Below are 25,725 nucleotides of genomic sequence, written 5' to 3' on the forward strand. Positions count from 1 at the left end.
GTGATAAGCGCTAAAGAAGAAGCTTATTCTGGCTTGGTGATACTTCCAAGCTCGAGCATTGGCGCAACATCAATGTCTTCGGCATTCATCATGGTAGAGATACGCTGAACAGAAGAGAGCAGTAAGCTCTGTTCCCACTCTTCCAGCTTCTGGAAGCGATTGATGAAGTGTTCTTGCAGCGGCGTCGGGGCTTGTTTTAGTGCCTCTTGGCCTTTCTCAGTCAGTAAAGCATGCACTTTACGTTTGTCTTCTACGCTACGGCGGCGTTCGACAAACTGGTTGCGTTCTAGGCGGTCCAGAATGGTCGTTGCAGTTGCCTGACTCATATTGGTATGGCTAGACAATTGCTTAATCGTGACATTGTCTAATTCACTTATGGCACGCATCAGAATTAGCTGAGGAGCCGTCAAACCAGACTCTTTGCTTAACTTCTTTGAGTGTAAATCAATAGCGCGGATGATCTGACGAATCGAGACCAAGACTTCTTCGTACTTTTCCAATTTCGTAATCCAGTCATTAAGGGATCATATAACGAGGCGACACTAACTCAAAAACGCTGTTATTTAAAGGGCTACGTTAGGGATCGTGACACCAATTTAAAATAATTTGCCTTGGCTCTCCTTATTACTTTTAAGGTCTTTCTGAGAGGAAAAAAGGCACGACTAGAATTATTATAGTAATAAATGTTTGTGGTCTAATTATTGTTGTGGTTGTTTTCGCTTTTTTTGGTGGATTTTTCTGATTGAAAAGTAAGTTATTGGATTTTTTATCAGCAAAAGATAGACAAAAACGCCTTAAATGGTAGGATCTTCCACTTTCATGGAAAATAAAATGTATCGTGTTCAAATGATTTTTAATGCCTTGTTAAAAATATTGAATGCAAAAGAGAGGAACAATGACAAAAGGTATAGATAAGTACAGTATCGACAGTACCGACTATACGGTTGGTCAAGACAACGTCCAGAAATGGGGGTTTGACGTACATAATCCTGTTTTTGGTATCAGTGCTGGTTTCATTGCACTATTTCTTGTCGCGGCGTTGGTGCTTGATGCACATACTGCAAAAACAGCGTTGGATGGCATTAAGCTAAAAATCATTAGCTCATTTGACTGGCTATTCATCCTTTCAGGCAACATCTTCGTAATCTTCTGCCTAGCTTTGATTGTGTCACCAATGGGTAAGATTCGCCTTGGCGGTAAAGACGCGGTAGCTGATTACTCCTTTATGTCTTGGCTTGCGATGTTGTTTGCAGCAGGTATGGGTATCGGTCTGATGTTCTGGAGTGTGGCAGAGCCAGTGGCTTACTTCACTGGTTGGTATGAAACCCCGCTAGGTGTAGAGGCAAACACGCCGGAAGCCGCTAAGCTTGCACTGGGCGCGACGATGTTCCACTGGGGTCTACACCCATGGGCAATCTACGGTGTCGTAGCACTTTCCCTTGCTTTCTTCACATACAACAAAGGCTTGCCTCTATCGATGCGCTCGATCTTCTACCCATTGCTGGGCGATCGCGCATGGGGTTGGGCTGGTCACATTGTTGATATTCTAGCGGTACTAGCAACGCTATTCGGTCTAGCTACGTCTCTAGGTCTAGGTGCACAACAAGCGGCGAGTGGTATTCACCACGTGTTCGGTGTTGAGCCAGGTCTTGGCTTGCAAATCGTGGTAATCGCAGTAGTAACCCTGCTTGCAGTGGTATCGGTAATCCGTGGTATTGATGGCGGTGTAAAAGTCATCAGTAACATCAACATGGTTATCGCATTCTTGCTACTGATTCTTGTTGGTTTGATTGGTTGGGCGGTAACGCTGGGCTCTATCCCAACAACGCTAATGGCTTACCTAGAAAACTTAGTGCCGCTAAGTAACCCGTTTGGTCGTACTGACGAAGCATGGTTCCAAGGTTGGACTGTATTCTACTGGGCTTGGTGGATTTCATGGTCACCATTCGTAGGTATGTTCATCGCGCGTGTATCACGTGGCCGTACGGTTCGTGAGTTCATTACTGCTGTTCTGATTGTACCAACCGTCGTGACGCTGATCTGGATGTCAACATTTGGTGGTCTAGCAATCGACCAAGTAATTAATAATGTGGGTGAGCTAGGTGCGAACGGTCTTACAGACGTTTCATTAGCCATGTTCCAAATGTTTGATGTTCTGCCATTTGGTAACATGCTGTCTATCATTGCCGTTGTGTTGGTATTGGTATTCTTCATCACTTCATCGGACTCTGGCTCACTGGTTATCGACAGCATTACAGCTGGTGGTAAAGTGGATGCGCCTGTTCTACAACGTGTATTCTGGGCATTCATGGAAGGTGCAATCGCGGTTGCGCTACTTTGGATTGGTGGCTCAGAAGCGGTTCAAGCGCTACAAGCTGGTGCTATTTCGACAGCATTGCCATTCACGCTTGTATTGCTTGCAATGTGTGTCAGCCTATTGATGGGTATGAGAACAGAGCGTCAATAATTGATGTGATTTATAAATATCGTTAAATATTAACGAGTTAAAAAGCCAGCGAAATGCTGGCTTTTTTTGTGCAGTTTTTCTGACGCTTGCCAAAAAAATGGCGAAGTAAATTCTTTATTTTACAACACTTTATAGTCTCAGTTTTGTGAATGATCTTCGTGATTACTTTGTAAAATGCGTGTAAGATTCAGCCACCTAAACTGTTCTCCCAACCCTTTATAATAATTATGAAATTATCATTAAAACAAAAGCTAATTGGCGCAAGCCTATCTGCTGTTGTTGTGATGGCAACAGCACTCACTTGGCTGTCAGCTGATCAACTTTTTGATCAGACGCGTTAAGGTGTCTATTCACGAGCGCAAAGTCTTAGCAACGCCGCTTCAGAAGGTATTTCTGATTGGGTATCGATTCGCAAAGACATTGCTAAGGCTTTTAACGATTACTCAACAGAGAAAGACGTTGTGCCTTTCCTACAACAAGCACGCAAAGCGGGGGGCTTTGACGATATCTTCTTGGGCACACCTGAAGGTGGCATGTACCGTTCTCACCCAGAACGTAACCGTGCAGATTACGACCCACGTACTCGCCCTTGGTATAAAGACGCCAATGCTGCAGGCAAGCAAATCATCACTGAAGCGTATCAAGACGCGATCACAAATGCATTGCTAGTGACTATCGCAGAACCTGTGATGAAAAACGGTAAGTTCATTGGTGTTGTTGGTGCGGACGTACTGATCGATCAGCTAATTGACGACGTTATCAACCTAGATGCTGGTGAAAACGCGCATGCAATGCTGATCGACATGAACGATGGCACTTTCCTTGCGCACCCAAACAAAAGTTTAACGCTTAAGCCAATCACTGACCTTACTCAAGAGTTTTCGAAAGGCTCTATTGAGCGTGCTGCAAATTCTGGAGCCATTGAAACAGCAACGATCAAAGGTCAAGAGAAGCTTTTTTACTTTAGCAAAGTACCGGGTACAAACTGGATGTTCGCTATCGAGATGGATCGCGCAACGGAAGAAGCAAGCCACGCGCAACTTCTGCGTGAGATGGTTATTACCGCGGTATTGATCACTATTGTGGTGATTGTGGCCGTATCTTGGTTGGTAGGCTTCTTGTTCCGCGATCTTGGCCGAGTATCACAAGCACTGGAAGAAATTGCTTCAGGTGAGGGTGACTTGACGCAGCGTCTGGAACCTCGCAGTGATGATGAAGTGGGCAAACTAGCCGATAACTTCAACCGCTTTGTAGGCAACATGCACACCATGGTGACCAAACTGAGTCATGTCTCTTCAGCCTTGTCAGAACAAGCGCGTACAACGGCACAACAAGCTGAAGAGCGTAGTCAGCGTATCTCTTACCAGCAAGATGAAATCAACATGGTAGCGACTGCCGTTAATGAGATGGCTGCAGCGACGCAAGAGATTGCAGGTAACGCAGATAACACGGCATCAAGCTCTGAAGAAGCAGTACAAGCCTGTGTGCATGGCTCTGGCCAAGTAACGCAAACTCAAGGCTCTATCCAAAACCTAGCGCAAGAAGTGCAAGTTGCGACCAATGTTATCCAAGAGCTGGAAGCACACGGTAACGCGATCAACACCATTCTTTCGACCATCCAAGGCATTGCAGAGCAAACTAACCTGTTGGCACTGAACGCGGCGATTGAGGCGGCACGTGCAGGTGAACAAGGTCGTGGTTTTGCTGTCGTGGCGGATGAGGTTCGTGTATTGAGCCAACGTACTCACGCATCAACGCAAGAGATCCAAGAGACAATCGAAATGCTGCAAGGCACAACGGCGAAAGCGGTGGGTATCATGGATGACAGTCGTCGTCTTGCTGACACTAGTGTCGATGATGCAAACTCGGCAGCGGTAAGCTTGACTCAAATTCACTCTGCGGTTGAGCGTATTAGCGACATGGCAACGCAAATTGCGTCTGCGGCAGAAGAGCAAGCGTCTGTAACGACAGAAATCACTCGCAACACCGAAGGCATTCGTGAGGTGTCTAACGAGCTTTCTGTTGAAGCGCACCAAGCAGCGCATCTGTCTGAGCTTTCTCATGAGCTAGAGCAAGAGATCAAACGCTTTAAACTGTAATTGGTTTTTAAGTATGAAAAAGGAGCCGCTTGGCTCCTTTTTGTTTATTGGTAGAAAATGCTCTCGCTTCTCGCTTCGCTATAACCACAAACTGCTTATCGGCTGATCTGCTTGGTAGTGGTGTGCGATTTGCGCTTGCAGCAACTCGGCGGTAGCAATCGCATCGGTTAACGCGTGATGCGGCGTGTAATCTGGCAGTCCATAACGTCGACGAGATTGAGCCAAACGCAATGATTTCGGCTTGTTGCCTTTGAGTTTATTCCACAAACCGCCAGACTTTCTCTGTTGGATGTCTTCTTCAATCTGCAGTGTATCTAACACCGGAAACTCAATACCCTCACCAAGACGCGTACGAAGTGCCTGATCAAGAAACTCTCGTTCAATGCGGCGGTAATGCACCACGACAATCTTACCCGCTAAGCTCTCCAATAATGGGCCAAGGATCTCGCCCAAATCGGGCGCATCAATCAGTTCATTGTGAGTAATGCCGTGAATGATGACGGAGTCTTCATCGAGCTTTTCCTGGGGTCGAACTTTCCAGTGTTTCGCTTGACGTAAGAAAATACGATTGAGATTAAACGGCACCAAACCAATAGTAATAATGCCGTTTTTTTGCGGATTTAAGCCCGTCGTTTCGAAATCTAATGCGACAAATTCCACCTGAGAGAGTGGGGTGTCCGGAGCAGGTAATTCCTTAGCGTAAAAGGCGACCAAGCGCTCGTCAGTGGCACGTTCCAACTTTTGCTGGAACTTCATCGGCCACTGGATGCTGGGCTTTTGAAATAACTTTTTGATCATTCCACGCCTCACTTAAATTTGTTGCTGGCCTGATAACGGAACTTCAAGAAGTTCTGACCATTGCTGAGGATTTGGAACGCATCTTTTAGATTTCGGCGTTCGAAATCCGACAGGTTTTCAGGCTCAATGTTGTTATCCGGCTCAGTACCTAACTCAACATCCGTAGCTTGGTGGCGGATACGTACCATAGAGATGAACTCCATCGCATCCTTCAAGTCTTGCGCACGGCCTTTTGGCAAAATACCGGCGTCGATGATGTCATCAAGGCGCTCAAATGAGTTTTGAGCGCGGGAGCCGACCGCAAGCGAGTGAACGCGAATCAAGTCCACCAATGGGGCGGTGCCTCGGCGTTTTAGGTTGATCGAGTTCTTATGCTGGCCATCTTTCTCCATCACGAAGTCTTTAAAGAAGCCGAGCGGCGGAGTTCGGTTCAACGCGTTGCGTGCTAAACATGCCAAGAATCGGTTGTTCTTACGAGCGCGACGCACGATGAAGCTGGTTAACTGTTCTGCCCATTTCAAACGTCCATAGACACCGTCTAAATCGAAGAAGATAGAGGCGTTGAGTAGCGCTTTCGGGTTTGGATCATCAATCCAATCGGCGAAGCACTCCTCCCACTGTGAACGTGTCATCCGCCACATTGGATTGGTTGCCATAATGTCGCCAGTACAGTACTTATAGCCACATACGTTCAAGCCATCGCTGACGTATTGTGCGAGCGCTTCAAAGTACTTGCCATGCTTTTCTTCTTTATAGGTGTCATCAAGAATGATGGCGTTATCTTGGTCGGTAACCAGAAGTTGTTCGTCACGGCCCATGGAGCCCAGAGCAAGGAAGCAGTAGGGAATAGGTGGTGGGCCTAATTCTTCTTCTGCCATTTCGAGTAAACGTTGTTTGAAACTTCGGCCAATCACCGACATGGCACTGCCGACCATGTGCGAGTTGGCGTCTTCGTTGACCAAACGCACGAAGCTGCTTTTCACTTCTTCTGCAACAATGGCTAAGTCTTCGATGGTTTGTTGCTGGAAGATGCTGCTCACCAGTAACAAGGAGTTCTGCGATTCGTAACGAACGATGTCCGTTGCTTCGATGATGCCAATCGGCATTTGCTCTTTCACTACTGGTAAATGGTGCACGTTGTAACGAAGCATGGTTAGCATGGCTTCATACACGTATGCGTTGTGGTCCAGTGAGATAACTTCGGTCGTCATCACTGTCGATACTTCATCAAGCGGTGATAGACCTTCTGCCAAGACACGAGTACATAAATCACGGTCAGTGATAATACCAACGACTGGCGATTGCGGATCTTCTTCATCCAGCACAAAATCTGGGTCTACAATCAACAGCGAAGAAACGTTATCTTGCGCCATCAGTTGTGCCGCTTCTTGGATTGTCTGGCCGCGCTCAATGGTAGGCGCTTCGCGGGTGAGGAGTGTTTTGACTTTAGAAGTGGTCAAGTCATTTGCATCGTTGTTTTCGGATACCGTTTGGCGAAGACGTGCGCTGTTTTCTACTTCGACAAAATCAGCGAATGAGTCGAAGTTATCGTAAAGCTCTTGGAAGATATCTTGCGGAATACAGTAAAGTAAGGAGTCTTCAATCGCTTTTACAGGGAAGCGAACTTTGTTGTTGGTAAGAAGACCCATTTGACCAAAAAGGTCGCCCTCGTCGAGTCGGTTATACAGCTCACCTTTACGTCGGTAGACCTCAACCACGCCGCTGCGAACCATGTATAGGTCATTGATCTGGTCGCCGAAGTGAATGATAGGAGTGTCTTGACGGTAGTAAGAGATTTCGATGTTCTCTGTCACTTTGGTGAGCGTTTCTTCCGGAAGCTCGTTGAATGGGGGATACTTGGCGAGAAAGTTATATATCTCGAGAAGTTCTGCTTCCATTAAGGTGCCTTTTGGTTTGCAAGTGATAGGGTAATCTTAACTTAGTTTTAAAACAGAATCTTATCGGATCACTGTTTTTCGTGCGCAATGATAAGATTCAGACAAGTCGCACGGCAATTCGTTATTATTTCGGCTACGCTGTCATCAAGATGCCGAATTAAATCAATACAATGGGCGTATAAAGAAGAGTTTTGGATGACACTCATGGAAGGAAGTAGAATGGTAAGACTATTATTAGCTGCACCTCTCGTAGCATTACCAATAATGAGCGTTGCCTCAGAGTCAGAACAAGTCGATAAATTTGGCTACGAGCACATCAATCTAGACATCGGTGCTGGTACCACAAATGAAGAATGGCTAGATAATTCCAACGCGACGAAGTTGGGCTTGGGTGGTAACTATATGTTCACCGACAACTGGCTGTTTAATGTCGATTACTCCGCGCAGTTTTTCCACCCAGACGATTTCACTTTGCGTATAGACCGTTTGATGTTTGGTGGTGGCTATCGCTACGGTATTAATGAACAGTTTGATGTGTATGGTATCTATGGACTTGGTGCGATTAAAGCCAAAGCGACCGACGACAATACCGACCGAACGCTTTCATCGGATAGTGAATTTATTCAAGGTGTGACGATTGGTGCTAATTACTTATTCAGTGAAAAGCTGATGGCAACGGCAGAAGTTCACTTAAATCGCAGTGATATTGTAGATGAGAACAATTACAAGATCGCGTTTAACTACCAATGGCACCATGTGATTGGTACAGGGCTTTACTACCAATTCCGTGACACTGATTATCAAAGCCGAGAATCTGATCACATCAACGAAGTGGGCATCAGCTTTAAGTTCGTTTATTGAGTCGTGTGAATCCTCGTTGTTTGAATCAGAACCGTTCGAATTCAAACAGATGTACGAAAAAGGTCAGCAATTGCTGACCTTTTTTATTCCGACTTGTTTGAGCAAGAAGGGCGATTATAGAACCGCCGCAATGCCTTTACATAGAGGACCCATGTTTGACTTCGTCATGCCCGCTACACTGATGCGGCCAGAGCCAACAATGTAGATTGCGAACTCTTCTTTCAGACGGTTTACTTGTTCTTTAGACAGACCAGAGAACGAGAACATGCCGTTTTGACGCTCGATGAAGCTAAAGTCTGCGTCGACACCTTCTGCTTTCAGAGTTGCTACAAACAGTTCACGCATCTCTTGGATACGGTCACGCATTTCTGCTACTTCTGCTTCCCATTCTGCACGCAGTGCTGCGTCACCAAGAATATGAGTTACAACCGCACTGCCGTGAGCTGGTGGGTTAGAGTAAATAGAACGGATGATTGCTTTGACTTGTGAAAATGCTGTTGTTGCCACTTCTTCTGATTCTGCAACTAAAGTGAATGCACCAACACGCTCGTTGTAAAGGCCAAAGTTCTTAGAGAAAGAGCTCGCTACTAGGATCTCTTTGTTGTACTTAGCGAAAGTACGTAGACCTGCTGCATCTTCTTCTACACCTTTCGCGAAACCTTGGTATGCAAAGTCGAATAGAGGAAGTAGTTTTTTATCAGCAACCAGCTTAGCCAGTGTTTCCCACTCTTCTGCAGTTGGGTCGATACCTGTTGGGTTGTGGCAGCAGCCGTGCAGTAGAACCACGTCGCCTTCGGAAGCAGACTGAAGGTCAGTCAGCATTGCGTCGAAGTCTTTGTCTTCTGCGTTGTAGTAGCTGTATTGTGCTGTCTCAATACCTGCGGCAGTGAATACGCCATTGTGGTTAGCCCAAGTCGGGTTACTGATCCACACTTTAACGTTACCAAGTTGGCGCTTAATAAATTCACCTGCAACGCGTAATGCACCAGTACCACCTGGAGCTTGTGCTGTTTTAGCGCGTTTGTCTGCGACGATTTCAGCATCAGCACCGAAAAGCAGTTTTTGCACGGCAAGGCCGTATTCTGCAGTACCTTCGATGGTCAGGTAAGATTTGGTTTTTTCAGTTTCAATCAGTGCGGCTTCGGCTTTTTTAACAGTCGCAAGAACAGGGGTTTCACCTTGTTCGTTCTTGTAAATACCAACGCCTAGGTTGATTTTTTCAGCGCGAGTATCTTTTTTAAACTCTTCAGTTAGTCCAAGAATAGGGTCAGCCGGAGCGGCAACTACTTTTTCAAACATAATCTTCATCCATGTTAATCGAAGGGGTCTGCAGACATTTATACCTTTCAGCAATATTCGTTACAACAGTTAGTGAACAGAAAACTTAAAATAATTTTGATTTGAAACAGAAATCTAACATAACGAAGGCTTTTGATATAAAAAAACCTCTTAACAAGCGTTTTAAGAGGGGGATAACTGGCTAAGCGGCGATGTTTTGTTCATCTTGATATTGATGAGCGATATTTTGGAATTCGGCTTAGACCGCAAGAAATGCAGCAACAAATTTGTGGATCGAAATGCTTGCCTTTGCCTTCCAGAATGATGGCTTTCGCCTTGTCATGACTGAACACTGGCTTGTAAACGCGTTTAGAAACCAGCGTGTCATACACATCCGCTAACGCCATTAGTCGTCCGGAGAGCGGAATTGCTTCACCAGAAAGTTGGTTTGGATAGCCACTTCCATCCCACTTTTCATGGTGTGTTAGCGCAATTTCTTTTGCAACTCGTAAAAAGGAACTACTTCCTAGCGGTTTTTCTGCAATTGACAGCGGTTCGGCACCAATTTCAGCATGACCTTTCACGAGCTCAAACTCTTCGTCGGTCAGTTTTCCTGGTTTGAGTAACACGTTGTCAGGTACACCGACCTTGCCTACACCATGCAATGGGGCAGATTTGTAGAGTAATTCGATGTGATCTTGTTATGTATTAGGCGGAATTTACAAAACAGCCCCGACAGTGCGGGGCTTTGGGTCAATCATAGTAGATGAAACTCGTACTGAGTTTACTTCTTCAGGTTCATCTCTGACTCAACGGCGTTGGTTTCGATATCTGGGTTAGAAGACAGTTTACCCGTCGCCCAATCATTCACATGCTTTAAGATTGCTTTTAGTGCGTGTTTTTCAGTCGGTGCTTCAGAAGATTCTACTTCTAGTTTTTGCTTAGGGTGTGAACCCGTCGCATCTTCAGCAACGTGCAGCCAATCTGGGTGCCAGTAATAAGGTTGGCCTGATGGCGTGCTCCATGCGTGAACACCATTAGTTTCGCCTTTGTATTGGATATCGTTTTCGTTGTACTTAGTCATTATTATCGTCTCTCATAGTCATGAGTTGAGGTGTGCGTCACCATTACTCTATAAATGTAACAGATGTTATCGGAATTAATGTGATTGCTATCTATTTATCTTGTTGATAAATAATCCATTCCGTTGCACAGCTCTCATTCAGATAGATTTATTGGCACTTCGCTACAATAGCTATCTGATAAATAGGTATTAAACGCACCTTATTGCTCATTTAGGTGCTTGATGATCGCCGCTTTCGCGTGCTCCTCAGTTGCCGTTTCTCCATCAGGTACTTCAAGCTCCGCTTTTGGGTGAACGCCTAATGCGTCTTCAGCAATATGAAGCCAATCAGGATGCCAGTAATAAGGGTTATTGCCCTCTGGGTGATCCCAGCTGTGAACTCCTTGGTGTACACCTCGGTAGGAGAGGTCATCCATCGTAAACATTTTCATCATTTTCTCCCGCAAGAAATTTCATGCCTTTGAAAGTATGGAACATAAATTCTCATTTCGTAACGGCAATTGATATCACTAAGATTGATTAATTACGTTTCGAGTTTGATAACTGTGACGTCGGTATATCGGTGTGAAGTATGCTAAGGTGCGCTCGGTAGGAACGTAACGAGGGATGCATGAACCGATACCGCCAATTGGCTGAGCTGTTTAAAACTCAGATCCAGCAAAATACATGGAGAGTAGGAGAAAAACTGCCATCTGTTCGTGTAACGAGTCGCAGCCATTCAGTCAGTACTGGGACAGTATTGCAAGCTTATCAATTGCTAGAAGCTCAAGGTTGGGTGACGGCAAAACCGCAATCAGGGTACTTTGTTACCGCTGATCTCGAACGATTGGAAGTTTCAACGTCAGAAAGTCATCCGCTGCGAGTGTCGGTTAATGATGAGTTGTATGATTTTCTTAAACATCAAGCGTCGCCAGAGGCAATAAAACTTGGATCTGCTTTTCCCGAACCGACTTTGTTTCCGTTAGACGCATTAAACCGCAACCTTGCCAGCTCTGGGCGGAAAATGGGGCCAGACACCTTGCTGGATAATCTTCCCCCAGGTAGCGAGTCACTCCGCCGCTTGATTGCTCAGCGCTACATTCAGCAGGGCATGAACTTAACTCACGATGACATTGTGATCACCTCGGGAGCGTTAGAAGCGCTCAACCTTAGCCTGCAAGCCGTTACTCAACCCGGCGATATTGTAGTCGTTGAGTCACCGACTTTTTATGGTGCGCTACAAGCGATTGAACGGCTCGGTTTGAAGGCGATAGAAGTTCGCGTGGATGCTAAGAAAGGCCATTCATTAACTCAATTAGAAAGTCTGTTTGAGCAGCACGATGTGAAAGCATGTTGGCTCATGACTAACTTCCACAATCCGACAGGTACATCGCTTAGTGACGAGGAAAAACATCGTGTTGTCGATCTTGCTAATCAGCACGATGTGTATCTAATCGAAGATGACGCTTATGCTGAGCTGTACTTTGGTGAGAAGAAGCCAATGTCACTTAAAAGCTTTGATACTCACGAGCGAGTGCTCCACTGTGGTTCATTATCAAAAAGCCTTTGTCCAGGTTATCGTTTAGGTTGGGTAATCAACAAACGCTTCAATGAGCCGATTCAAAAGTTGCAATTGATGTCGACTTTGTCAGGCAGCGCTCCTATTCAACAAGGCGTGGCGCATTACCTCCAAAATGATAGTTACGATAACCATCTAAGAAAGCTGCGTAAAACGCTCCAGCAGCGCCAACAACGATTTATTGCTCTTCTTGAACAGCATCTTCCCGCGCAAGTTGATTTCTATGTACCGCAAGGTGGGTATTTTCTGTGGTTGACACTGCCAAAAGGCACCAGTAGCAAAGCGCTCTATCACGCGTTGCTTGCTGAACAGGTGACCATTGCTCACGGCAAGTTGTTCTCCTTGGATGCACAGTTTGAAAACTGTCTGCGGCTTAATACCTCTTTAGCGATGGATGAGCACGTTGAACAAGCCATTCGCAAATTGAGTGATTTACTTCGCTAATGGAACTGTTTGATCTTTTTTCGGCCTAACTGTATCAGGACCGTTTAGAAAAGCTGTGTTTCACTCTTCCACGGAGTCATCGATAAGGAGGAGTGACAATGAAAAAGCCGTTGATAAAACATGAATTGAGACTCATCGCCGTTGCCATTTTTAGCGCATTCTTACTCGTGTTTGCGCATCTTATTTTGGCGAAGTCTTTCTCTCATATGGCGTGGACAGAATACACCGCCGCCGTTATCCCTTTTATTATGTTTGGTTTGTGCGTATTGGGTGTTAAGTACGCCGCTCATGCAGATAAAGATGAGGGTAACGACTCATAAAAGACATAACTACAACTAGGAATAAAGTGAATGAAGAATTCAATCTTGCTTGCACTATCTGTGTTCACGTTTAGTTGCGCTGCTAATCAGGACGTTGAACCTAAATCGGTCACTCTGATTTATGATCAATCTAAATTGACGGCAGAGATCCAAGCCGATGATCATTTCGAGGCTCATGTAGACAATGAGAAAGAGCGCATCGATTTATCAGGGACGGTGAAAAAGCTTCATCCCGACTATCAGTTAGATGTCTCGGTGATTAAAGCCAGCAAGATTAAACACGCAACAAATCAGATCAATACGTCGTTGGTCATTAAGCAGAGAGACCTTGAAAAACCGGTTCTGATTGGCGGAGTCTATGATCATACGGTAGTGACTGATGAGAATGACAATGTGGAAGTAACAGAGTCTGCAAGTATTATGAGCGTAAAGTTGAGCCAATAGCGCAAAGTACATGAAAAAGCATTACGCGCAGTATTTGCCCCAATCAGCACAAAATAAAAGACCTCCACAAGGGAGGTCTTTTTTGATTCGATATCACGAAGACTTGGTTAAAAGTACTAAAGCGTGATTAGAAGTTCGCAGAGCGAGGTGTACGTGGGAATGGGATCACGTCACGAACGTTGCCCATACCTGTTACGTAAGAAACTAGACGCTCGAAGCCTAGACCGAAGCCTGCGTGTGGCACTGTGCCGTAACGACGTAGGTCGCGGTACCAGTTCATGTGCTCTGGATCGATGCCAATTTCACGCATACGCTCATCTAGAATGTCTAGACGCTCTTCACGTTGAGAACCACCAATGATTTCGCCGATGCCAGGTGCAAGAACGTCCATCGCAGCTACCGTTTTACCATCGTCATTTAGACGCATGTAGAATGCTTTGATGTCTTTCGGGTAGTTCTTAACGATTACAGGCGCTTTGAAGTGTTCTTCAGCAAGGAAACGCTCGTGCTCAGAAGACATGTCGATACCCCACTCAACAGGGAATTCGAACTCACGACCAGAATCAAGAAGGATTTGGATTGCGTCAGTGTAGTCTACTTGAGCGAAGTCAGAAGAAACGAATTTCTCAAGACGAGTGATTGCTTCTTTGTCGATACGTTGAGCGAAGAACTCTAGGTCATCACGACACTCTTCTAGTGCTGCTTTAAACACGTACTTAAGCATGTCTTCAGATAGTTTCGCAATGTCGTTTAGGTCTGCGAATGCTACTTCAGGCTCAACCATCCAGAATTCTGCTAGGTGGCGGCTAGTGTTTGAGTTTTCAGCACGGAAAGTAGGGCCGAATGTGTAAACTTTGCTTAGTGCACAAGCGTAAGCTTCACCGTTAAGCTGACCAGATACCGTTAGGAACGTTTCTTTACCGAAGAAATCTTCGTTGTAGTCTACTTTGCCTTCTTCTGTGCGAGGTAGGTTTTCCATGTCTAGCGTAGAAACGCGGAACATTTCACCAGCACCTTCAGCATCTGACGCAGTGATCAGTGGCGCAGATACCCAGAAGTAACCTTGCTCGTGGTAGAAGCGGTGGATCGCTTGAGATAGACAGTTACGTACACGTGCTACTGCACCGATTACGTTTGTGCGCGGACGTAGGTGCGCTACTTCACGTAGGTACTCGATAGAGTGACGAGTTTTTGCCATTGGGTAAGTGTCAGCATCTTCAACCCAGCCAACGACTTTTACGTTAGTTGCTGCTAGCTCGAAGTCTTGACCTTTCGCAGGAGACTCAACAATCTTACCAGTTACTTCAACAGAGCAGCCTGTAGTTAGCTTAAGAACTTCGTCGTCGTAATTATTAAGATTATTAGGGACCACGGCCTGAATCGGGTCGAAACAAGAGCCGTCATAAATGGCAAGGAAAGAGATTCCAGCTTTGGAATCACGACGTGAACGGATCCAGCCACGAACAGTTACTTCACTGTCTACTGCTAGCTGACCTTTCAAAACGTCTGATACAGGCGCGTAAGTCATGTTTTCAATATTCTCCATTGAGGTAAAAATTCAACTCAACACTTAAAAGTGCCTGTCTCTAAACAAAATTGTGCAAAAAACAAGCGAAGCGTTGAGCTGGATAGAATTTTTTAGATTCAACGAAACATATTACCTGTCAAATCGTCAGCTTCAACCTTTATATTCATTTTGAAGGAGAGATTTTTCTTATTTCCGAGTCCTTTGTTCCTCTGACAGGGTAAATTGGTTAAGTAATGACTCCAAACGCTCAGAAAGATGCTCTAAATCAACACTGATTTCGCGAGTATGGGACGCCGATTGCGAGGTGTCATCCGCGTGTAAGGTAATCGTATCGACTTTGCTTTGGATATGTTTGCTCACACTTGACGTGGTTTGAGTTTGTTGTTGGATGTTTTCGGCGTGTTTTAATACCTGATGCATTTCATCCACCACATTGCGCATGGTCTCTGACAAGTTTTCTACATCGACAGAGCGCTGGTGGGCAAACTGACACACGTTGTCGACGGAGGTAAGTGATTCTTCACTGCCTTGCTGGAACAGAGAAATAATGTTCTCAATATTGCTGGTGGCTTCTGCTGTGCGAGAGGCAAGATTTCGCACTTCATCGGCAACAACAGCAAAACCACGACCTTGATCACCGGCGCGAGCCGCCTCTATTGCTGCGTTTAGCGCAAGTAGGTTCGTCTGTTCGGCTATGCCTTTGATAACGCCAAGTATCGAGGACACTTCTTCCGTTTGCTGATTCAAGGTTGCTATCTTCTCACGGACCTTGTCGATATCTGTTACTAAGCTCTTGATGTCTTCGCTTACATGATGCGCTTGGCCTGCGCTGGTGGTGGCGACATCAACGGTATGATTGACTAAGGTAGTGGCGTCGATAGTCGCTTGCTCTACGACATCTTGTTGCTCCAGCATGCCGCTAATATTAGTTTGCACCTCATTGGTTTCTACCTGCTGATTGTCTGCCGCTTCATCGGTAGATTGGGCAACATCAGTGAGCCTCCCTGCAGAACCGGCCAGAGAGTGGGAGGTATCACGTACACGCTCTAAGCTCTCTGATACGGTATCCATAAAGGAATTAATGGAATCAGAAAGTTGGCCCACTTCATCATGCTGTTTGCATTCAAGTCGTTTGGATAAGTCTTTACTTGCACTGACGTTTGACATAAAACGCGATGTATTTTGAATCGGGCGAACGATGATTTTGCGAATTAACCCCATCGTAATGAGGAAGCCAACAAACGCAATCACGGACATGATCCCCATAGCGAACATCGCTTGCTTGTTAATTAGGGAGTTCACATGGTTCATGTTGTACTCAAGTCGAATCGCACCTAGCACTTCACCTTCAGGAGCAATATGGCAGGCAACGCAATTGGTGCCGCGATAGTTTTCACTCGATTTCATTGGTAGTGCTACGACCAAACCTTTACCCCAGTCAGCACTGATAGGCTCAATTACCAGTTCTCCATTGAGTGCGCGTTGGTCAATATCATCCACTGGCTTTTGATTGGCATCGCCAGGCCCATAAAATTTGGAAACCGCGTCGGCGCGCAAGACGCGTACTTGCTCGATGCCTTCTTGGGCTAAGGCTTTTTGTCGCAATGTTTCTTTTTGCGCCATGGTGCCTGTCAGCATCATCATGTTGAGGCTGTCGAAGTAGTTGCTGGCTTTATCATGCAGTTGTTCACTCAGTACGTTATTGATCAACGTTTTTTGTTGATAGTACTGATAGCCCGTCGACACCGCGAGTACGCACGTGAACACCGCGATAAGAGCAAGTAGGAGTTTGAAAGTAATGGTTGAGCGCATATTTTTATAAGTGTTATTGGAACGAACGCCACAATATTAAGGGGTTAGCGATGCATCAGCGATAAGTTGCCTGAATGAATGTGACCCCAAACATAGTGGGGTTATGTAAATGTGATGTAAGTGGCGTGTAATCAATAGTTTGGCGTTGTGCCAAAAAGGCGACGATCAGAGAAATTTAGTGAGAGTTCGCATTTGTTTTTATCGTTAACCGTCCGTTAACCATGCATTGGATATTCTTAGCGCCGTACTCTCCGAGTCTTACATCTCAGGGTGAGGGAGAGTGCTTTACTAGCCAATCACCCTGTTTCATTTTCCTAAACTATTTTCTGGAACCTCCGGATTTGGCAATCTTCGTTACCCTCGAGGATTGCCCTTTTTTTCATTCACTTTTAATCTCATTATGGTTAAACGTTTTCCCTCCCTTTACCCTATTGATAAAGGTTGTCATTAAAGGGTGAATTCCTTAGTATTGCGTGTCTTTTTAAAGCCTGAGAATCAAGATGAAAACAGAATTGTACAAAGAGTTTATGTTCGAAGCGGCACACCACTTGCCACACGTACCAGAAGGTCACAAGTGTGGACGCTTACATGGGCACTCTTTCCTTGTTCGTCTTTATGTAGAAGGTGAAGTAGACCCACATACGGGTTGGGTTGTTGATTTCGCAGAGATCAAAGCGGCATTCAAACCAATCTACAACCGTTTAGACCACTACTACTTGAATGATATTGAAGGTCTAGAAAACCCGACTAGTGAAGTATTAGCAAAATGGATTTGGCAACAACTTAAGCCAAGTCTTCCTCTACTGAGCAAAGTAGAGATCAAAGAAACTTGTACAGCAGGTTGTATCTACAAGGGTGAGTAAGCTCCCTTGGCATTACTATTAGAAAGGCAAGCCAGACGGCTTGCCTTTTCTTTATCTGTTGATCTAGAACCAGTCTCTGTTTAGTAAGGCCATATGGTTTAATAAAAGTAAATAGCTTAACCAGACCAAATGGTTTTAATGAGACTAAACGCCGAGAGTGTAAAAAGCGCTAATAACCTATGCCATTGCGAAGCGCAAACTGCACCAAATCTGCATGGCTGTCGAGTTCTAACATATCTAACAGTCGATATTTGTGCGACTCGATGGTTCGGGGGCTGAGGTTTAACTCGGTCGCTATCTCTTTTGCCGATAAGCCTTTTGCCAACAACCCCAATACATCGCATTGACGATGACTTAAGCGCAGCATGCGATGGTTTTCTTTATCGGTTTTCATGTCCGGGCGATGTAGGCTGCGATGCAACTTTGAGTGCTGCCAAAAGGAGAGCCACATATGGGAGATGAACGTAACCTGTTCAATCTGGCTTTGTGTTAAGCCGCATCCCTTGCTCCCAAATAAAGTGAAGGATAAGCCTCCCCAGCGTTGTCCAAACAGGACCAGTGGGATGGTGTAATGGCAGCAAGCCCCTTGTGCGGAAAGCATGCGTAAGACGACAACGTCACTGTTGGCGAGTTTGTCTTTATCGAAGATTTGAATCTCTTCAGAATTACCAATCAGGCATAGGTACCGCTCGCAATCTTCCACACCCACTTGGTCAGCGGTCAGTACTTTGTGCGGGGCTCGCGCAACGGAAAGGGTTTTACCTTGATTGAAGAAAAGCATGGAGTTTGGGAACATTGTCATGCGGTCGATCTCAAACCAATTCATGGCTTCAAGCATGAATTGTTCAAGTTGGCTTTGGCATTCATCTGCATGAGAGGATGTCAGGCTCTTCGCTTGACGAATCATGAGTGCTTCAAAATTGGTTTCGGTCGTTTTACCTATATCGCTGCCCATAAAATCTGGCTCATCTTATCATTTTTTATAAATGCAGTATTTTTACTCTACATCCTGTTCATATCATTCTGCAAAATAGCGCCTGCATTATTTCGAGGTTTGTGGAATAACATACACTATATCCATTTAATCTCAAGGAGAGAGTTCAAGCACGTATGCGCAAAGGGCTCCACTGCGTGGATATCAGTTTTTTTATTATAGTTTAGGTGAATGGTGAGTAAGCCTCAGTCTATTGGGCATTATTCGGAGAGGTTTGAATGAAAATGATGAAACTGCGTTACCGCGCAGGCTCATACAGTATGTGGGTTGAAGTTGTCGTTTCGACTTTTGTGGCTAACGAACTAGCGAAAGAGTATTTAAGCTACGGTTGGCAAGCAGAAGTGATGGCAGTGTGACCGGGTTAATGAGTTAATTAGTGAATAGGCAGGCTTACAAAGAACCTGCCTATTTTCGTTTAAGGGGTAAATCAGCCTAATGTATGGCGCAAGATCAGCGCTTTTCCACTCTCTTCATAAATGCTTTTCAGGGTGTTCTCAAAGCCCGCCGATTCAAATAGCTTGATGCCGACTCTATTTTGGCTTGCGACAGTCGCGCAAATCGAGCTGCTTTCTGCATCAATTGCGTAGCCATACATCATTAACTTTTTCAGCGTTGCAGTACCCACGCCTTGTTGCTGAAAACGCTTGTCGATCATGATGTAGCTTAATCCAAGCTCATGTCGTTTAGCGAACGGTGCATGTTGAGAAAAGCCTTTATCAATAACAAGGTAGCCTACCGTTAAGTAATCGTGGAATATGGTGTAAAACACTTCCGACTTGGTGCGTTTTTGGTATGCCTGTTCAAATGGTTTAAAAAATCCTTTTTGGTCTTCTTGCACGTCCAGTTGCATCAAGCTGGCAAAATCTTTCAACTTGGTAGGTTTAATGGCGATCATGACCTAAATCGATTCACGGCGGTAAAACAATACCGCCATTATAGTTGTGGACATTAAGAGTACGCAATCTGGTTATGTACAGATTATTGTTAATAAATAGAGGAGGCTAGCGGCAGAGAGGGTAATAGAAGCCCTGATGAATGTGTGCCCCCAATGTCGTCAATAAATGTGCGCATTCTGCGGTTTCAACGCCCTCCACAATCACGGTGCAATGATAAGTATGCCCCATGGCGATAAGCTGGCGCAGCGTCTCAACCTTTTTGTCATCTTGCTTAAGGTTCATCACAAACAAACGGTCAATTTTAAGGTAGTTGGGTGTGATATGGCTAATAAGCTCAACGTTGTTATTGCCGGTACCAAAGTCATCGATGCTGATCTTACATCCAATCTCTTTGAGCTTATTGATGTTGTCAAAGATCTCTCGCGTGTAATACATCGAGGCGTTTTCGGTGATCTCAATGGTCAATAGCGAGCAGTCGAGTTGGCTAAGCTGTCGATATAGGCGAGCGAAATTACGGCCCTCAAGTAGGGAAGGGCAGACATTGATGCTCAATGGCGCAAGTAAGGATTTTGAATCTGCGTAGATGGTTTTGATGACCAGTAGAGTGTGGTTCAGCAATAAGCCGTTGGCTATCAGACTCTCAATAAAGCGCTGGGTATTTTTAACCTTAAAGCGAGACAGCACTTCGTAATGGATGTTTTGTCGGTTTGAGGTATTGTGAATCGGTTCAAGTTTGAGGTTGAACTGGCGGATAGTCCACATATAAGCCATGAGCGCTCGCAGCTCTTTATGCCTTACCATAAGCATTAATATAAAGCTCAAAATCAAGATACTCGAAATGGGGCCAGAGACATAATAGATCTCTTTGTAACCATTGTCGTTGACGTTGTAGAGAAACGAATCGCCTTTCGTATCGCCAATCTCTAGCGCGGTACCAGTGTTAGTACACACTTTCATCCCAGACAAAAACATCTGCGACATATGGCTTTCAATATTGTTTGATAGGTTGATGTTTTTGACACGAACCAACACCTCAGCACCATTAAATGAAAATGAGTGAGTGGTGTAACTCTCATTGTTTAACCAGTTTTTACTATCCTTCTGATTAACCGGAACCACGGCCTCAGGGGTGACCAAGCAGCGGATATTATGCTTATCGGTCATTAATGCCGATTCAACCAACTGTATATTGTCGAACAAGCCTCGCAATTGTGCCTCGTGCTGAAAACAGCTGCGTTGAGCCAAATCTTGCGCAAAGTTCATCGCATCATCGAAATAATTCTGCCTTACGATGGTGCTTATCGTGTAAAAACAAATCGCGATGTACAGCGCGATCGCAATCAGGAGAAAGAACAACACATTGAGATATAAGACTCGGCTTCGCAAACAGATACCTGTCGCCATTCTTAGACTATGTATCGCTTGCTGGTGAATTCTTGCTTGTTGAAGAAGTCCGTCTTTTTGGGCATGTTGGCTATCGTAAGGCACAAAATATCCCTTTCGGTGTATGTTTTCGATAAGAGACTTTTGGGTCTCGATATGATTCTTTGTCAGTTGCCTGAACTTTTTTCTGATCGATGCAACAGCGTTTTTAAACCCATTTTCCGGCAACATCAGGTGATGTTGCGCTGACAACTTCTTTTCGATTTTCCTCTGGCTTATAGGTGCATTTAAGCTTCCAAAAGCGGCAATGGTACTAAGGATTAAATATTCGATTCTGTTGACGGGAATAGAAGAGTGAATGGAGTTATTGAGCTGTAGTGAAAGTTCTTTTTCGGTCAGGCAAACGCAGATTTGGTTTCCAAGTTCAAACCTAATCATGTGTTAGAGCGCTCCAGGATTAATTTTTGAATACGTTATCAATATTGCGATGACAGGTATGTGACCTTCTACGGGCATATCCTAAACTTCTGGATATAGTGACTATTTTAGATTTTTTTATAAAGCTCAATCTAGAAGGAAATTTGCCTAGAACATTTCCTAGAGCAATGTAGAGATGAAAAAAAAGCCCGAGCATCAACTCGGGCTTTAGAATCAGAGAGAGGAGATGGGATTAGCAGATAACTTTAACTGCTAGACCACCTTGAGATGTCTCACGGTATTTTGCGTTCATGTCTTTACCAGTCTCTAGCATGGTCTCGATAACCTTATCTAGAGAAACTGTCGGAGCTGAAGAACGACGTAGAGCCATACGAGTTGAGTTGATCGCTTTTACTGCTGCGATACCGTTACGCTCGATACATGGAACCTGTACCTGACCAGCAACTGGGTCACAAGTAAGACCTAGGTTGTGCTCCATTGCGATTTCTGCCGCCATACATACTTGCTCTGGGCTACCACCCATCAGCTCAGCAAGGCCAGCTGCCGCCATAGAACATGCCACACCAACTTCACCCTGACAGCCAACCTCTGCACCGGAGATAGACGCGTTGCGCTTGTAAAGACCACCGATTGCGCCAGAAGCCGCAAAGTAACGGATGTAATCTTTTTCAGTCACAGTTTGGATGAATTTATCGTAGTAAGCCAGTACTGCAGGGATGATGCCACATGCACCGTTAGTTGGTGCTGTCACAACACGACCACCTGCTGCGTTCTCTTCGTTTACTGCGAAAGCAAACATGTTTACCCAGTCAACAACCGACATTGGATCGTTTGTTGTCTTTTCAGAAGTAAGCAGTTGCTGACGAAGTGCTGCTGCACGACGAGGAACACGTAGCGGACCAGGCAGAATACCTTCTTCGTTCATACCGCGATCCATACACTCACGCATTGTGCGCCAGATGTTTGCGAAGTATGTACGAGTCTCTTCATCAGAGTGCAGAGAGTGTTCGTTTTTCATTACCAATGCGCTAATAGAAAGACCGCTTTCTTTACACTGGTGAACAAGCTCTTCTGCTGTTGTGTATTCGTAAGGAACCTTGATTGGGTTCTCTACTTCTTTACCGAAGTTCTCTTCATCAACGATGAAACCACCGCCGATAGAGTAGTAAGTCTTTGAGTACACTTTTTCGTCTTCGATCCACGCGTGGATCTGCATGCCGTTTTCGTGAAGCTCAAGGTTAGTAGTATGGAAGTTCATACCACCATCTTTCGGGAACGATACTGTATGACAGTGCATGCCAACAGGTAGGCGCTCAGTTTCTTCTACGCGAGCGATAAAGCCCGGAATAGAGTCGATATCTACTTTCTCAGGGGAGTTGCCTGCAAGACCCATGATGATGGCGATATCCGTGTGGTGACCTTTCCCTGTCAGTGATAGTGAACCATAAACGTCAACGGTGATCTTAGTGATGTCGCGCAATTTTCCCATTGAGCGTAAATCATCAATAAATTCTTTACCCGCTTTCATTGGACCTACAGTGTGTGAGCTTGAAGGACCAACGCCGATCTTATAGATGTCAAAAACACTAATCATATCGATTACCTCAGAACAAAGCCTCCCAAGGGGAGTTGGGAGGCTTTTTATTATCGTTATATTCTTGAATTAATCACGCTTTTATAGAGAGCGGTGATTAAAGAGCGCCGTAGATTACAGAACTAATTGCCGCAAGACCACAGATTGCTGTGAAAATCTGTACAGGTGCTGAAGTTTTGTACTTCGCCATCGCAGGAACTTTGTTCATCGCGAATACAGGCATCAAGAATAGGATTGCAGCGATCATCGGTGCGCCCATGGTTTCAATCATGCCTAGGATGCTTGGGTTAACGATAGCAACGATCCAAGTAGTCACAACGATGAAGATTAGTGATGCTTTTTCAATCTTGCTCTTAGGAGTCTCAGAGCGAGATTTGATTAGACCAACTAGACCTTCGTGTGCGCCTAGGAAGTGGCCGAAGTAGCTAGAAGTGATTGCGGCGAACGCCACTAGAGGACCCATGTAAGAGATAAGTGGAGACTCGTGAACGTTAGCTAGGTAAGACAATACTGAGATGTTTTGCTCTTGCGCAGTTGCTAGTTGCTCTGGAGATAGAGAAAGTACTACAGAGAATACGAAGAACATAACGAAGCCCATTAGCATCATCGCTGCACCGCCAGTGATCGCGTCGGTTTTCTTAACTGCGTCATCACCGTATACACGACGTTGTTCTTTAGAGAACTGAGAGATGATTGGGCTGTGGTTGAATGAGAATACGATGATTGGAATTGCTAGCCAAACGATTGAAGGCATTTCGCCCCAGTTTGGAGACACTTCCATCATTGATGTATTCCAGTCAGGAATTAGGTAGAAAGAAAGCGCTAGTAGGATGAATACTAGAGGGTAAACCATTGCTGATGTTGCTTTCAGCATTAGCTCTTTACCGAATACTACACCCGCAGTCATAGCAGCGATTAACGCGCCAGAAAGTAGCCAGCGAGGGATAGATTCCATACCCATTTGGTTAACTAGGAAAGAGTCAACCGTGTTTGTGATACCAACACCGTAGATTAGTACGATTGGGTAGATAGCGAAGAAGTAGGCAAAAGTAATAAGGTTTGCGCCAGTCTTACCGAAGTGCTCTTCTACTGTGTCAGTGATATCTGCTTCAGGGTTTTTCGCAGAAAGTACGAAACGAGCCAGAGATTTGTGTGCGAACCAAGTCATTGGTGCCGCGATTAGAGCTAAGATAACTAATGGCCAAAAACCGCCAGCACCTGCTTTAATTGGAAGGAAAAGTACACCTGCACCTACTGCTGTACCAAATAGGGACAAACACCAGGTGAAGTCTTTGTAAGAAAACTTACTAGACGATTGTGCGGTTGAAGCCGCAGAAGTAGTTGTAATCATTTTTGAGTTACTCATTTTGGGAACAGGAAATAAGTCGGGAGCAATTTTGCAGGATTTTGCATTCTCAAAATTAGATCTAAATCATGTATTGCTCGAGCTTATCGAATGATATGTCAATAACCTGCTTTTTATCACGAAAATGGCGTGCTACACGTGATTATTGTTAATGCTTGAGATTAGAAAAAGTTATCCGATGCATTAGTTGTATGAATTTATCTCTCCGCAAGCGTTTGCCTTATGAAAATCAAATTAAACTAATGTGAATGAATGTTTGAAAAATAACCTTTTATTAATATTGATGCACATGATGATTGGTTTGTGGCACCAAAACTAATTAATAAAGTCATCATTTTAAAGTGATGTGTTTTTGCATCGATTCGATGATTTGTGCGGTCATTCCCCAGATGAAATGTTGCTGATATAGAATAGCAAATACACGATGGCTGGCTTTTCTTAGATTAAATTTTTCACTAAAGAGTTTGTCTGGATTCAAAATGTGGCTGGCGGGTACTTCAAAAACTTCTGCGACTTCGTTTGGGTCGATGCGAGTCATGTAGTCTGGTGAAACAAAAGCCAAAAACGGCGTGACATTAAATTGGCTAATGGTTGGTAGCTTGGGTAGCTGTCCGAACACGCTAATGTGTGATGTAGGTATGCCGATCTCTTCTTCTGTTTCTCGAATCGCAGTGTTCACTAGATGGGTATCTTGAGGCTCATACTTGCCACCAGGGAAGCTGATTTGCCCCGGATGGTGTTTTAAATGCGCCGCTCGTTTAGTCAAAATGACGCTGAGGCCTTCTTTGCGTTCGACAAAACCGATCAACACGGCGGCGTCTCGCAAAGTCTCTTCTTTCAAGTGTGCGAGGCGCCCCAGAGATTCTTTATGGTATCCGGTTGGAAGCTGCAGCTGAAAGTTTTGTAGCAGGGTAGATTTATCAATAACCAAAGTTGCTCCCTCTCTTTAATGACACATGCTTTTCGTATGATGCGAAGAACATATTAATTTGAAACTTATAGCGTTATACACCATTCTTTATTTTAAGACGTCACTATAAGGTTAGCTGAAGACGATGAAAGGGATAATATTCACTGAGTTCATCGAGTTAGTCGAGGACAAGTTTGGCTTGGAAGTTCTAGACCAAGTCTTGGACCTTTCTAACGATGAAGGCATCTACACTTCTGTTGGCAGTTATGATCACCGAGACCTCGTCAAGTTGATCGTTAACCTCAGTAAAGTCTCTGACATACCAGTAGAGAAGCTCCAAGAGGTGTTTGGTGAATGTGTGTTCCAAAACCTACTTAAGTCCATCCCCAATCATGCCAGCTTACAACAATGCACGAACACGTTTCAGTTTGTTCGCCATGTAGAAGACTTTATCCATGTCGAGGTCAAGAAGCTCTATCCCGACGCTAATCCACCGCAATTTGATTTTATTAATGAAACAGAATCAGAAATGGTGTTTGATTATCGAAGTGCACGCTGTATGGCGCATGTTTGTGTCGGCCTGATACAAGGTTGTGCGAACCACTTCAATGAGAGTGTCGTTGTCAAACATCAAAACCAATCGGATGACGGAAGCCAAGTACGTTTTTGGCTGGAGGCTCAATAAGGCAA

22 protein-coding genes and 2 pseudogenes are annotated in these 25,725 nt (G+C 44.8%); 9 read left to right on the forward strand and 15 right to left on the reverse strand.

Annotated features, from left to right (window positions below; genetic code table 11):
• Positions 1-23 precede the first annotated feature (23 nt).
• A complete protein-coding gene (cosR, locus tag KIV40_RS00695; protein ID WP_005429716.1) occupies positions 24-500 on the reverse strand; it encodes a MarR family transcriptional regulator CosR in 477 nt (158 codons plus the stop codon).
• A 395-nt stretch (positions 501-895) separates the two neighbouring features.
• On the opposite strand from cosR, the gene KIV40_RS00700 reads away from it, so the two are divergent.
• Both KIV40_RS00700 and KIV40_RS00705 read left to right on the forward strand, forming a co-directional pair.
• Complete coding sequence (locus tag KIV40_RS00700) at positions 896-2,467, forward strand: BCCT family transporter (protein ID WP_021017801.1); 1,572 nt, start codon at positions 896-898, stop codon at positions 2,465-2,467.
• 227 nt (positions 2,468-2,694) lie between these two features.
• Positions 2,695-4,566, forward strand: a pseudogene (locus tag KIV40_RS00705) (methyl-accepting chemotaxis protein).
• A gap of 78 nt (positions 4,567-4,644) precedes the next feature.
• Here the strand turns inward: KIV40_RS00705 and KIV40_RS00710 are convergent.
• Both KIV40_RS00710 and KIV40_RS00715 read right to left on the reverse strand, forming a co-directional pair.
• Positions 4,645-5,364 carry a 3'-5' exonuclease gene (locus KIV40_RS00710; RefSeq protein WP_285347679.1) on the reverse strand — a complete coding sequence of 240 codons (720 nt, stop codon included), beginning with the start codon at positions 5,362-5,364 and terminating at the stop codon, positions 4,645-4,647.
• Positions 5,365-5,372: 8 nt separating this feature from the next.
• A complete protein-coding gene (locus KIV40_RS00715; protein ID WP_005429722.1) occupies positions 5,373-7,262 on the reverse strand; it encodes a DUF294 nucleotidyltransferase-like domain-containing protein in 1,890 nt (629 codons plus the stop codon).
• A gap of 219 nt (positions 7,263-7,481) precedes the next feature.
• Between KIV40_RS00715 and KIV40_RS00720 the strand changes: the two genes are divergently transcribed.
• Positions 7,482-8,123, forward strand: coding sequence for an outer membrane beta-barrel protein (locus tag KIV40_RS00720; protein WP_285347680.1), 642 nt, complete (start codon positions 7,482-7,484; stop codon positions 8,121-8,123).
• A gap of 114 nt (positions 8,124-8,237) precedes the next feature.
• Here the strand turns inward: KIV40_RS00720 and KIV40_RS00725 are convergent, their stop codons facing one another.
• The 4 genes and pseudogenes from KIV40_RS00725 to KIV40_RS00740 all read right to left on the reverse strand — a co-directional run bounded on the left by KIV40_RS00725 (position 8,238) and on the right by KIV40_RS00740 (position 10,916).
• A complete protein-coding gene (locus KIV40_RS00725; RefSeq protein WP_285347682.1) occupies positions 8,238-9,422 on the reverse strand; it encodes an amino acid aminotransferase in 1,185 nt (394 codons plus the stop codon).
• Between the two features lie 238 nt (positions 9,423-9,660).
• A pseudogene (locus tag KIV40_RS00730) lies at positions 9,661-10,099 on the reverse strand (HD-GYP domain-containing protein); the annotation flags it as partial.
• Between the two features lie 86 nt (positions 10,100-10,185).
• Positions 10,186-10,485: a hypothetical protein gene (locus tag KIV40_RS00735; protein WP_005429731.1), complete on the reverse strand. Its 300-nt coding sequence runs from the start codon at positions 10,483-10,485 to the stop codon at positions 10,186-10,188.
• Positions 10,486-10,685: 200 nt separating this feature from the next.
• Positions 10,686-10,916: a hypothetical protein gene (locus KIV40_RS00740; protein ID WP_005429733.1), complete on the reverse strand. Its 231-nt coding sequence runs from the start codon at positions 10,914-10,916 to the stop codon at positions 10,686-10,688.
• A 179-nt stretch (positions 10,917-11,095) separates the two neighbouring features.
• Here KIV40_RS00740 and KIV40_RS00745 point away from each other — a divergent pair, with 179 nt between their 5' ends.
• From KIV40_RS00745 to KIV40_RS00755, 3 genes are all read left to right on the forward strand, one after another.
• Entirely contained in the window at positions 11,096-12,487 is a 1,392-nt protein-coding gene (locus KIV40_RS00745) for a PLP-dependent aminotransferase family protein (protein WP_285347683.1), read from the forward strand.
• 98 nt (positions 12,488-12,585) lie between these two features.
• Positions 12,586-12,807: a hypothetical protein gene (locus tag KIV40_RS00750; protein WP_005429738.1), complete on the forward strand. Its 222-nt coding sequence runs from the start codon at positions 12,586-12,588 to the stop codon at positions 12,805-12,807.
• Positions 12,808-12,837: 30 nt separating this feature from the next.
• Positions 12,838-13,251 (forward strand): hypothetical protein, encoded by a 414-nt coding sequence (locus KIV40_RS00755; protein WP_045403015.1) that lies wholly within the window; start codon positions 12,838-12,840, stop codon positions 13,249-13,251.
• A 127-nt stretch (positions 13,252-13,378) separates the two neighbouring features.
• On the opposite strand, the gene asnS is transcribed toward KIV40_RS00755, so the two are convergent.
• Together asnS and KIV40_RS00765 are read right to left on the reverse strand one after the other, a co-directional pair.
• On the reverse strand, positions 13,379-14,779 hold the full coding sequence (gene asnS / locus KIV40_RS00760) for an asparagine--tRNA ligase (protein ID WP_005530375.1): 1,401 nt from the start codon (positions 14,777-14,779) through the stop codon (positions 13,379-13,381).
• 186 nt (positions 14,780-14,965) lie between these two features.
• Positions 14,966-16,591: a methyl-accepting chemotaxis protein gene (locus KIV40_RS00765; protein WP_285347684.1), complete on the reverse strand. Its 1,626-nt coding sequence runs from the start codon at positions 16,589-16,591 to the stop codon at positions 14,966-14,968.
• Positions 16,592-17,091: 500 nt separating this feature from the next.
• Here KIV40_RS00765 and queD point away from each other — a divergent pair, with 500 nt between their 5' ends.
• Entirely contained in the window at positions 17,092-17,454 is a 363-nt protein-coding gene (gene queD / locus KIV40_RS00770) for a 6-carboxytetrahydropterin synthase QueD (protein WP_005376896.1), read from the forward strand.
• A 169-nt stretch (positions 17,455-17,623) separates the two neighbouring features.
• Here the strand turns inward: queD and KIV40_RS00775 are convergent, their stop codons facing one another.
• The gene (locus KIV40_RS00775) at positions 17,624-18,409 is read right to left on the reverse strand and encodes a LuxR C-terminal-related transcriptional regulator (RefSeq protein ID WP_285347686.1); all 786 of its coding nucleotides are present in this window, start codon (positions 18,407-18,409) and stop codon (positions 17,624-17,626) included.
• Between the two features lie 257 nt (positions 18,410-18,666).
• On the opposite strand from KIV40_RS00775, the gene KIV40_RS00780 reads away from it, so the two are divergent.
• A complete protein-coding gene (locus KIV40_RS00780) occupies positions 18,667-18,804 on the forward strand; it encodes a hypothetical protein (RefSeq protein WP_005534756.1) in 138 nt (45 codons plus the stop codon).
• A 71-nt stretch (positions 18,805-18,875) separates the two neighbouring features.
• Here KIV40_RS00780 and KIV40_RS00785 read toward each other — a convergent pair whose 3' ends face one another.
• The 5 genes from KIV40_RS00785 to KIV40_RS00805 form a co-directional block, all read right to left on the reverse strand.
• Positions 18,876-19,343: an N-acetyltransferase gene (locus tag KIV40_RS00785; protein ID WP_285347688.1), complete on the reverse strand. Its 468-nt coding sequence runs from the start codon at positions 19,341-19,343 to the stop codon at positions 18,876-18,878.
• A 106-nt stretch (positions 19,344-19,449) separates the two neighbouring features.
• Positions 19,450-21,165: an EAL domain-containing protein gene (locus KIV40_RS00790; RefSeq protein ID WP_012127672.1), complete on the reverse strand. Its 1,716-nt coding sequence runs from the start codon at positions 21,163-21,165 to the stop codon at positions 19,450-19,452.
• A gap of 232 nt (positions 21,166-21,397) precedes the next feature.
• Positions 21,398-22,759 (reverse strand): L-serine ammonia-lyase, encoded by a 1,362-nt coding sequence (locus KIV40_RS00795; protein ID WP_038890015.1) that lies wholly within the window; start codon positions 22,757-22,759, stop codon positions 21,398-21,400.
• A 97-nt stretch (positions 22,760-22,856) separates the two neighbouring features.
• Positions 22,857-24,110 (reverse strand): aromatic amino acid transport family protein, encoded by a 1,254-nt coding sequence (locus KIV40_RS00800; protein ID WP_285347689.1) that lies wholly within the window; start codon positions 24,108-24,110, stop codon positions 22,857-22,859.
• Positions 24,111-24,456: 346 nt separating this feature from the next.
• Positions 24,457-25,056, reverse strand: coding sequence for a CoA pyrophosphatase (locus KIV40_RS00805; RefSeq protein ID WP_285347690.1), 600 nt, complete (start codon positions 25,054-25,056; stop codon positions 24,457-24,459).
• 124 nt (positions 25,057-25,180) lie between these two features.
• Here KIV40_RS00805 and KIV40_RS00810 point away from each other — a divergent pair, with 124 nt between their 5' ends.
• The gene (locus KIV40_RS00810) at positions 25,181-25,720 is read left to right on the forward strand and encodes a heme NO-binding domain-containing protein (RefSeq protein WP_134977725.1); all 540 of its coding nucleotides are present in this window, start codon (positions 25,181-25,183) and stop codon (positions 25,718-25,720) included.
• The last annotated feature ends 5 nt before the right edge of the window (positions 25,721-25,725 follow it).

It is taken from the genome of Vibrio sp. D173a (assembly GCF_030248475.1).

Bases quoted from the DNA above. Each gene is read 5' to 3' on its own strand.
- KIV40_RS00700 (WP_021017801.1), top strand. From the start codon at position 896: ATGACAAAAGGTATAGATAAGTACAGTATCGACAGTACCGACTATACG.
- KIV40_RS00710 (WP_285347679.1), bottom strand. From the start codon at position 5,364: ATGATCAAAAAGTTATTTCAAAAGCCCAGCATCCAGTGGCCGATGAAG.
- KIV40_RS00715 (WP_005429722.1), bottom strand. From the start codon at position 7,262: ATGGAAGCAGAACTTCTCGAGATATATAACTTTCTCGCCAAGTATCCC.
- KIV40_RS00720 (WP_285347680.1), top strand. From the start codon at position 7,482: ATGGTAAGACTATTATTAGCTGCACCTCTCGTAGCATTACCAATAATG.
- KIV40_RS00725 (WP_285347682.1), bottom strand. From the start codon at position 9,422: ATGTTTGAAAAAGTAGTTGCCGCTCCGGCTGACCCTATTCTTGGACTA.
- KIV40_RS00735 (WP_005429731.1), bottom strand. From the start codon at position 10,485: ATGACTAAGTACAACGAAAACGATATCCAATACAAAGGCGAAACTAAT.
- KIV40_RS00740 (WP_005429733.1), bottom strand. From the start codon at position 10,916: ATGAAAATGTTTACGATGGATGACCTCTCCTACCGAGGTGTACACCAA.
- KIV40_RS00745 (WP_285347683.1), top strand. From the start codon at position 11,096: ATGAACCGATACCGCCAATTGGCTGAGCTGTTTAAAACTCAGATCCAG.
- KIV40_RS00750 (WP_005429738.1), top strand. From the start codon at position 12,586: ATGAAAAAGCCGTTGATAAAACATGAATTGAGACTCATCGCCGTTGCC.
- KIV40_RS00755 (WP_045403015.1), top strand. From the start codon at position 12,838: ATGAAGAATTCAATCTTGCTTGCACTATCTGTGTTCACGTTTAGTTGC.
- asnS (WP_005530375.1), bottom strand. From the start codon at position 14,779: ATGACTTACGCGCCTGTATCAGACGTTTTGAAAGGTCAGCTAGCAGTA.
- KIV40_RS00765 (WP_285347684.1), bottom strand. From the start codon at position 16,591: ATGCGCTCAACCATTACTTTCAAACTCCTACTTGCTCTTATCGCGGTG.
- queD (WP_005376896.1), top strand. From the start codon at position 17,092: ATGAAAACAGAATTGTACAAAGAGTTTATGTTCGAAGCGGCACACCAC.
- KIV40_RS00775 (WP_285347686.1), bottom strand. From the start codon at position 18,409: ATGGGCAGCGATATAGGTAAAACGACCGAAACCAATTTTGAAGCACTC.
- KIV40_RS00780 (WP_005534756.1), top strand. From the start codon at position 18,667: ATGAAAATGATGAAACTGCGTTACCGCGCAGGCTCATACAGTATGTGG.
- KIV40_RS00785 (WP_285347688.1), bottom strand. From the start codon at position 19,343: ATGATCGCCATTAAACCTACCAAGTTGAAAGATTTTGCCAGCTTGATG.
- KIV40_RS00790 (WP_012127672.1), bottom strand. From the start codon at position 21,165: ATGATTAGGTTTGAACTTGGAAACCAAATCTGCGTTTGCCTGACCGAA.
- KIV40_RS00795 (WP_038890015.1), bottom strand. From the start codon at position 22,759: ATGATTAGTGTTTTTGACATCTATAAGATCGGCGTTGGTCCTTCAAGC.
- KIV40_RS00800 (WP_285347689.1), bottom strand. From the start codon at position 24,110: ATGATTACAACTACTTCTGCGGCTTCAACCGCACAATCGTCTAGTAAG.
- KIV40_RS00810 (WP_134977725.1), top strand. From the start codon at position 25,181: ATGAAAGGGATAATATTCACTGAGTTCATCGAGTTAGTCGAGGACAAG.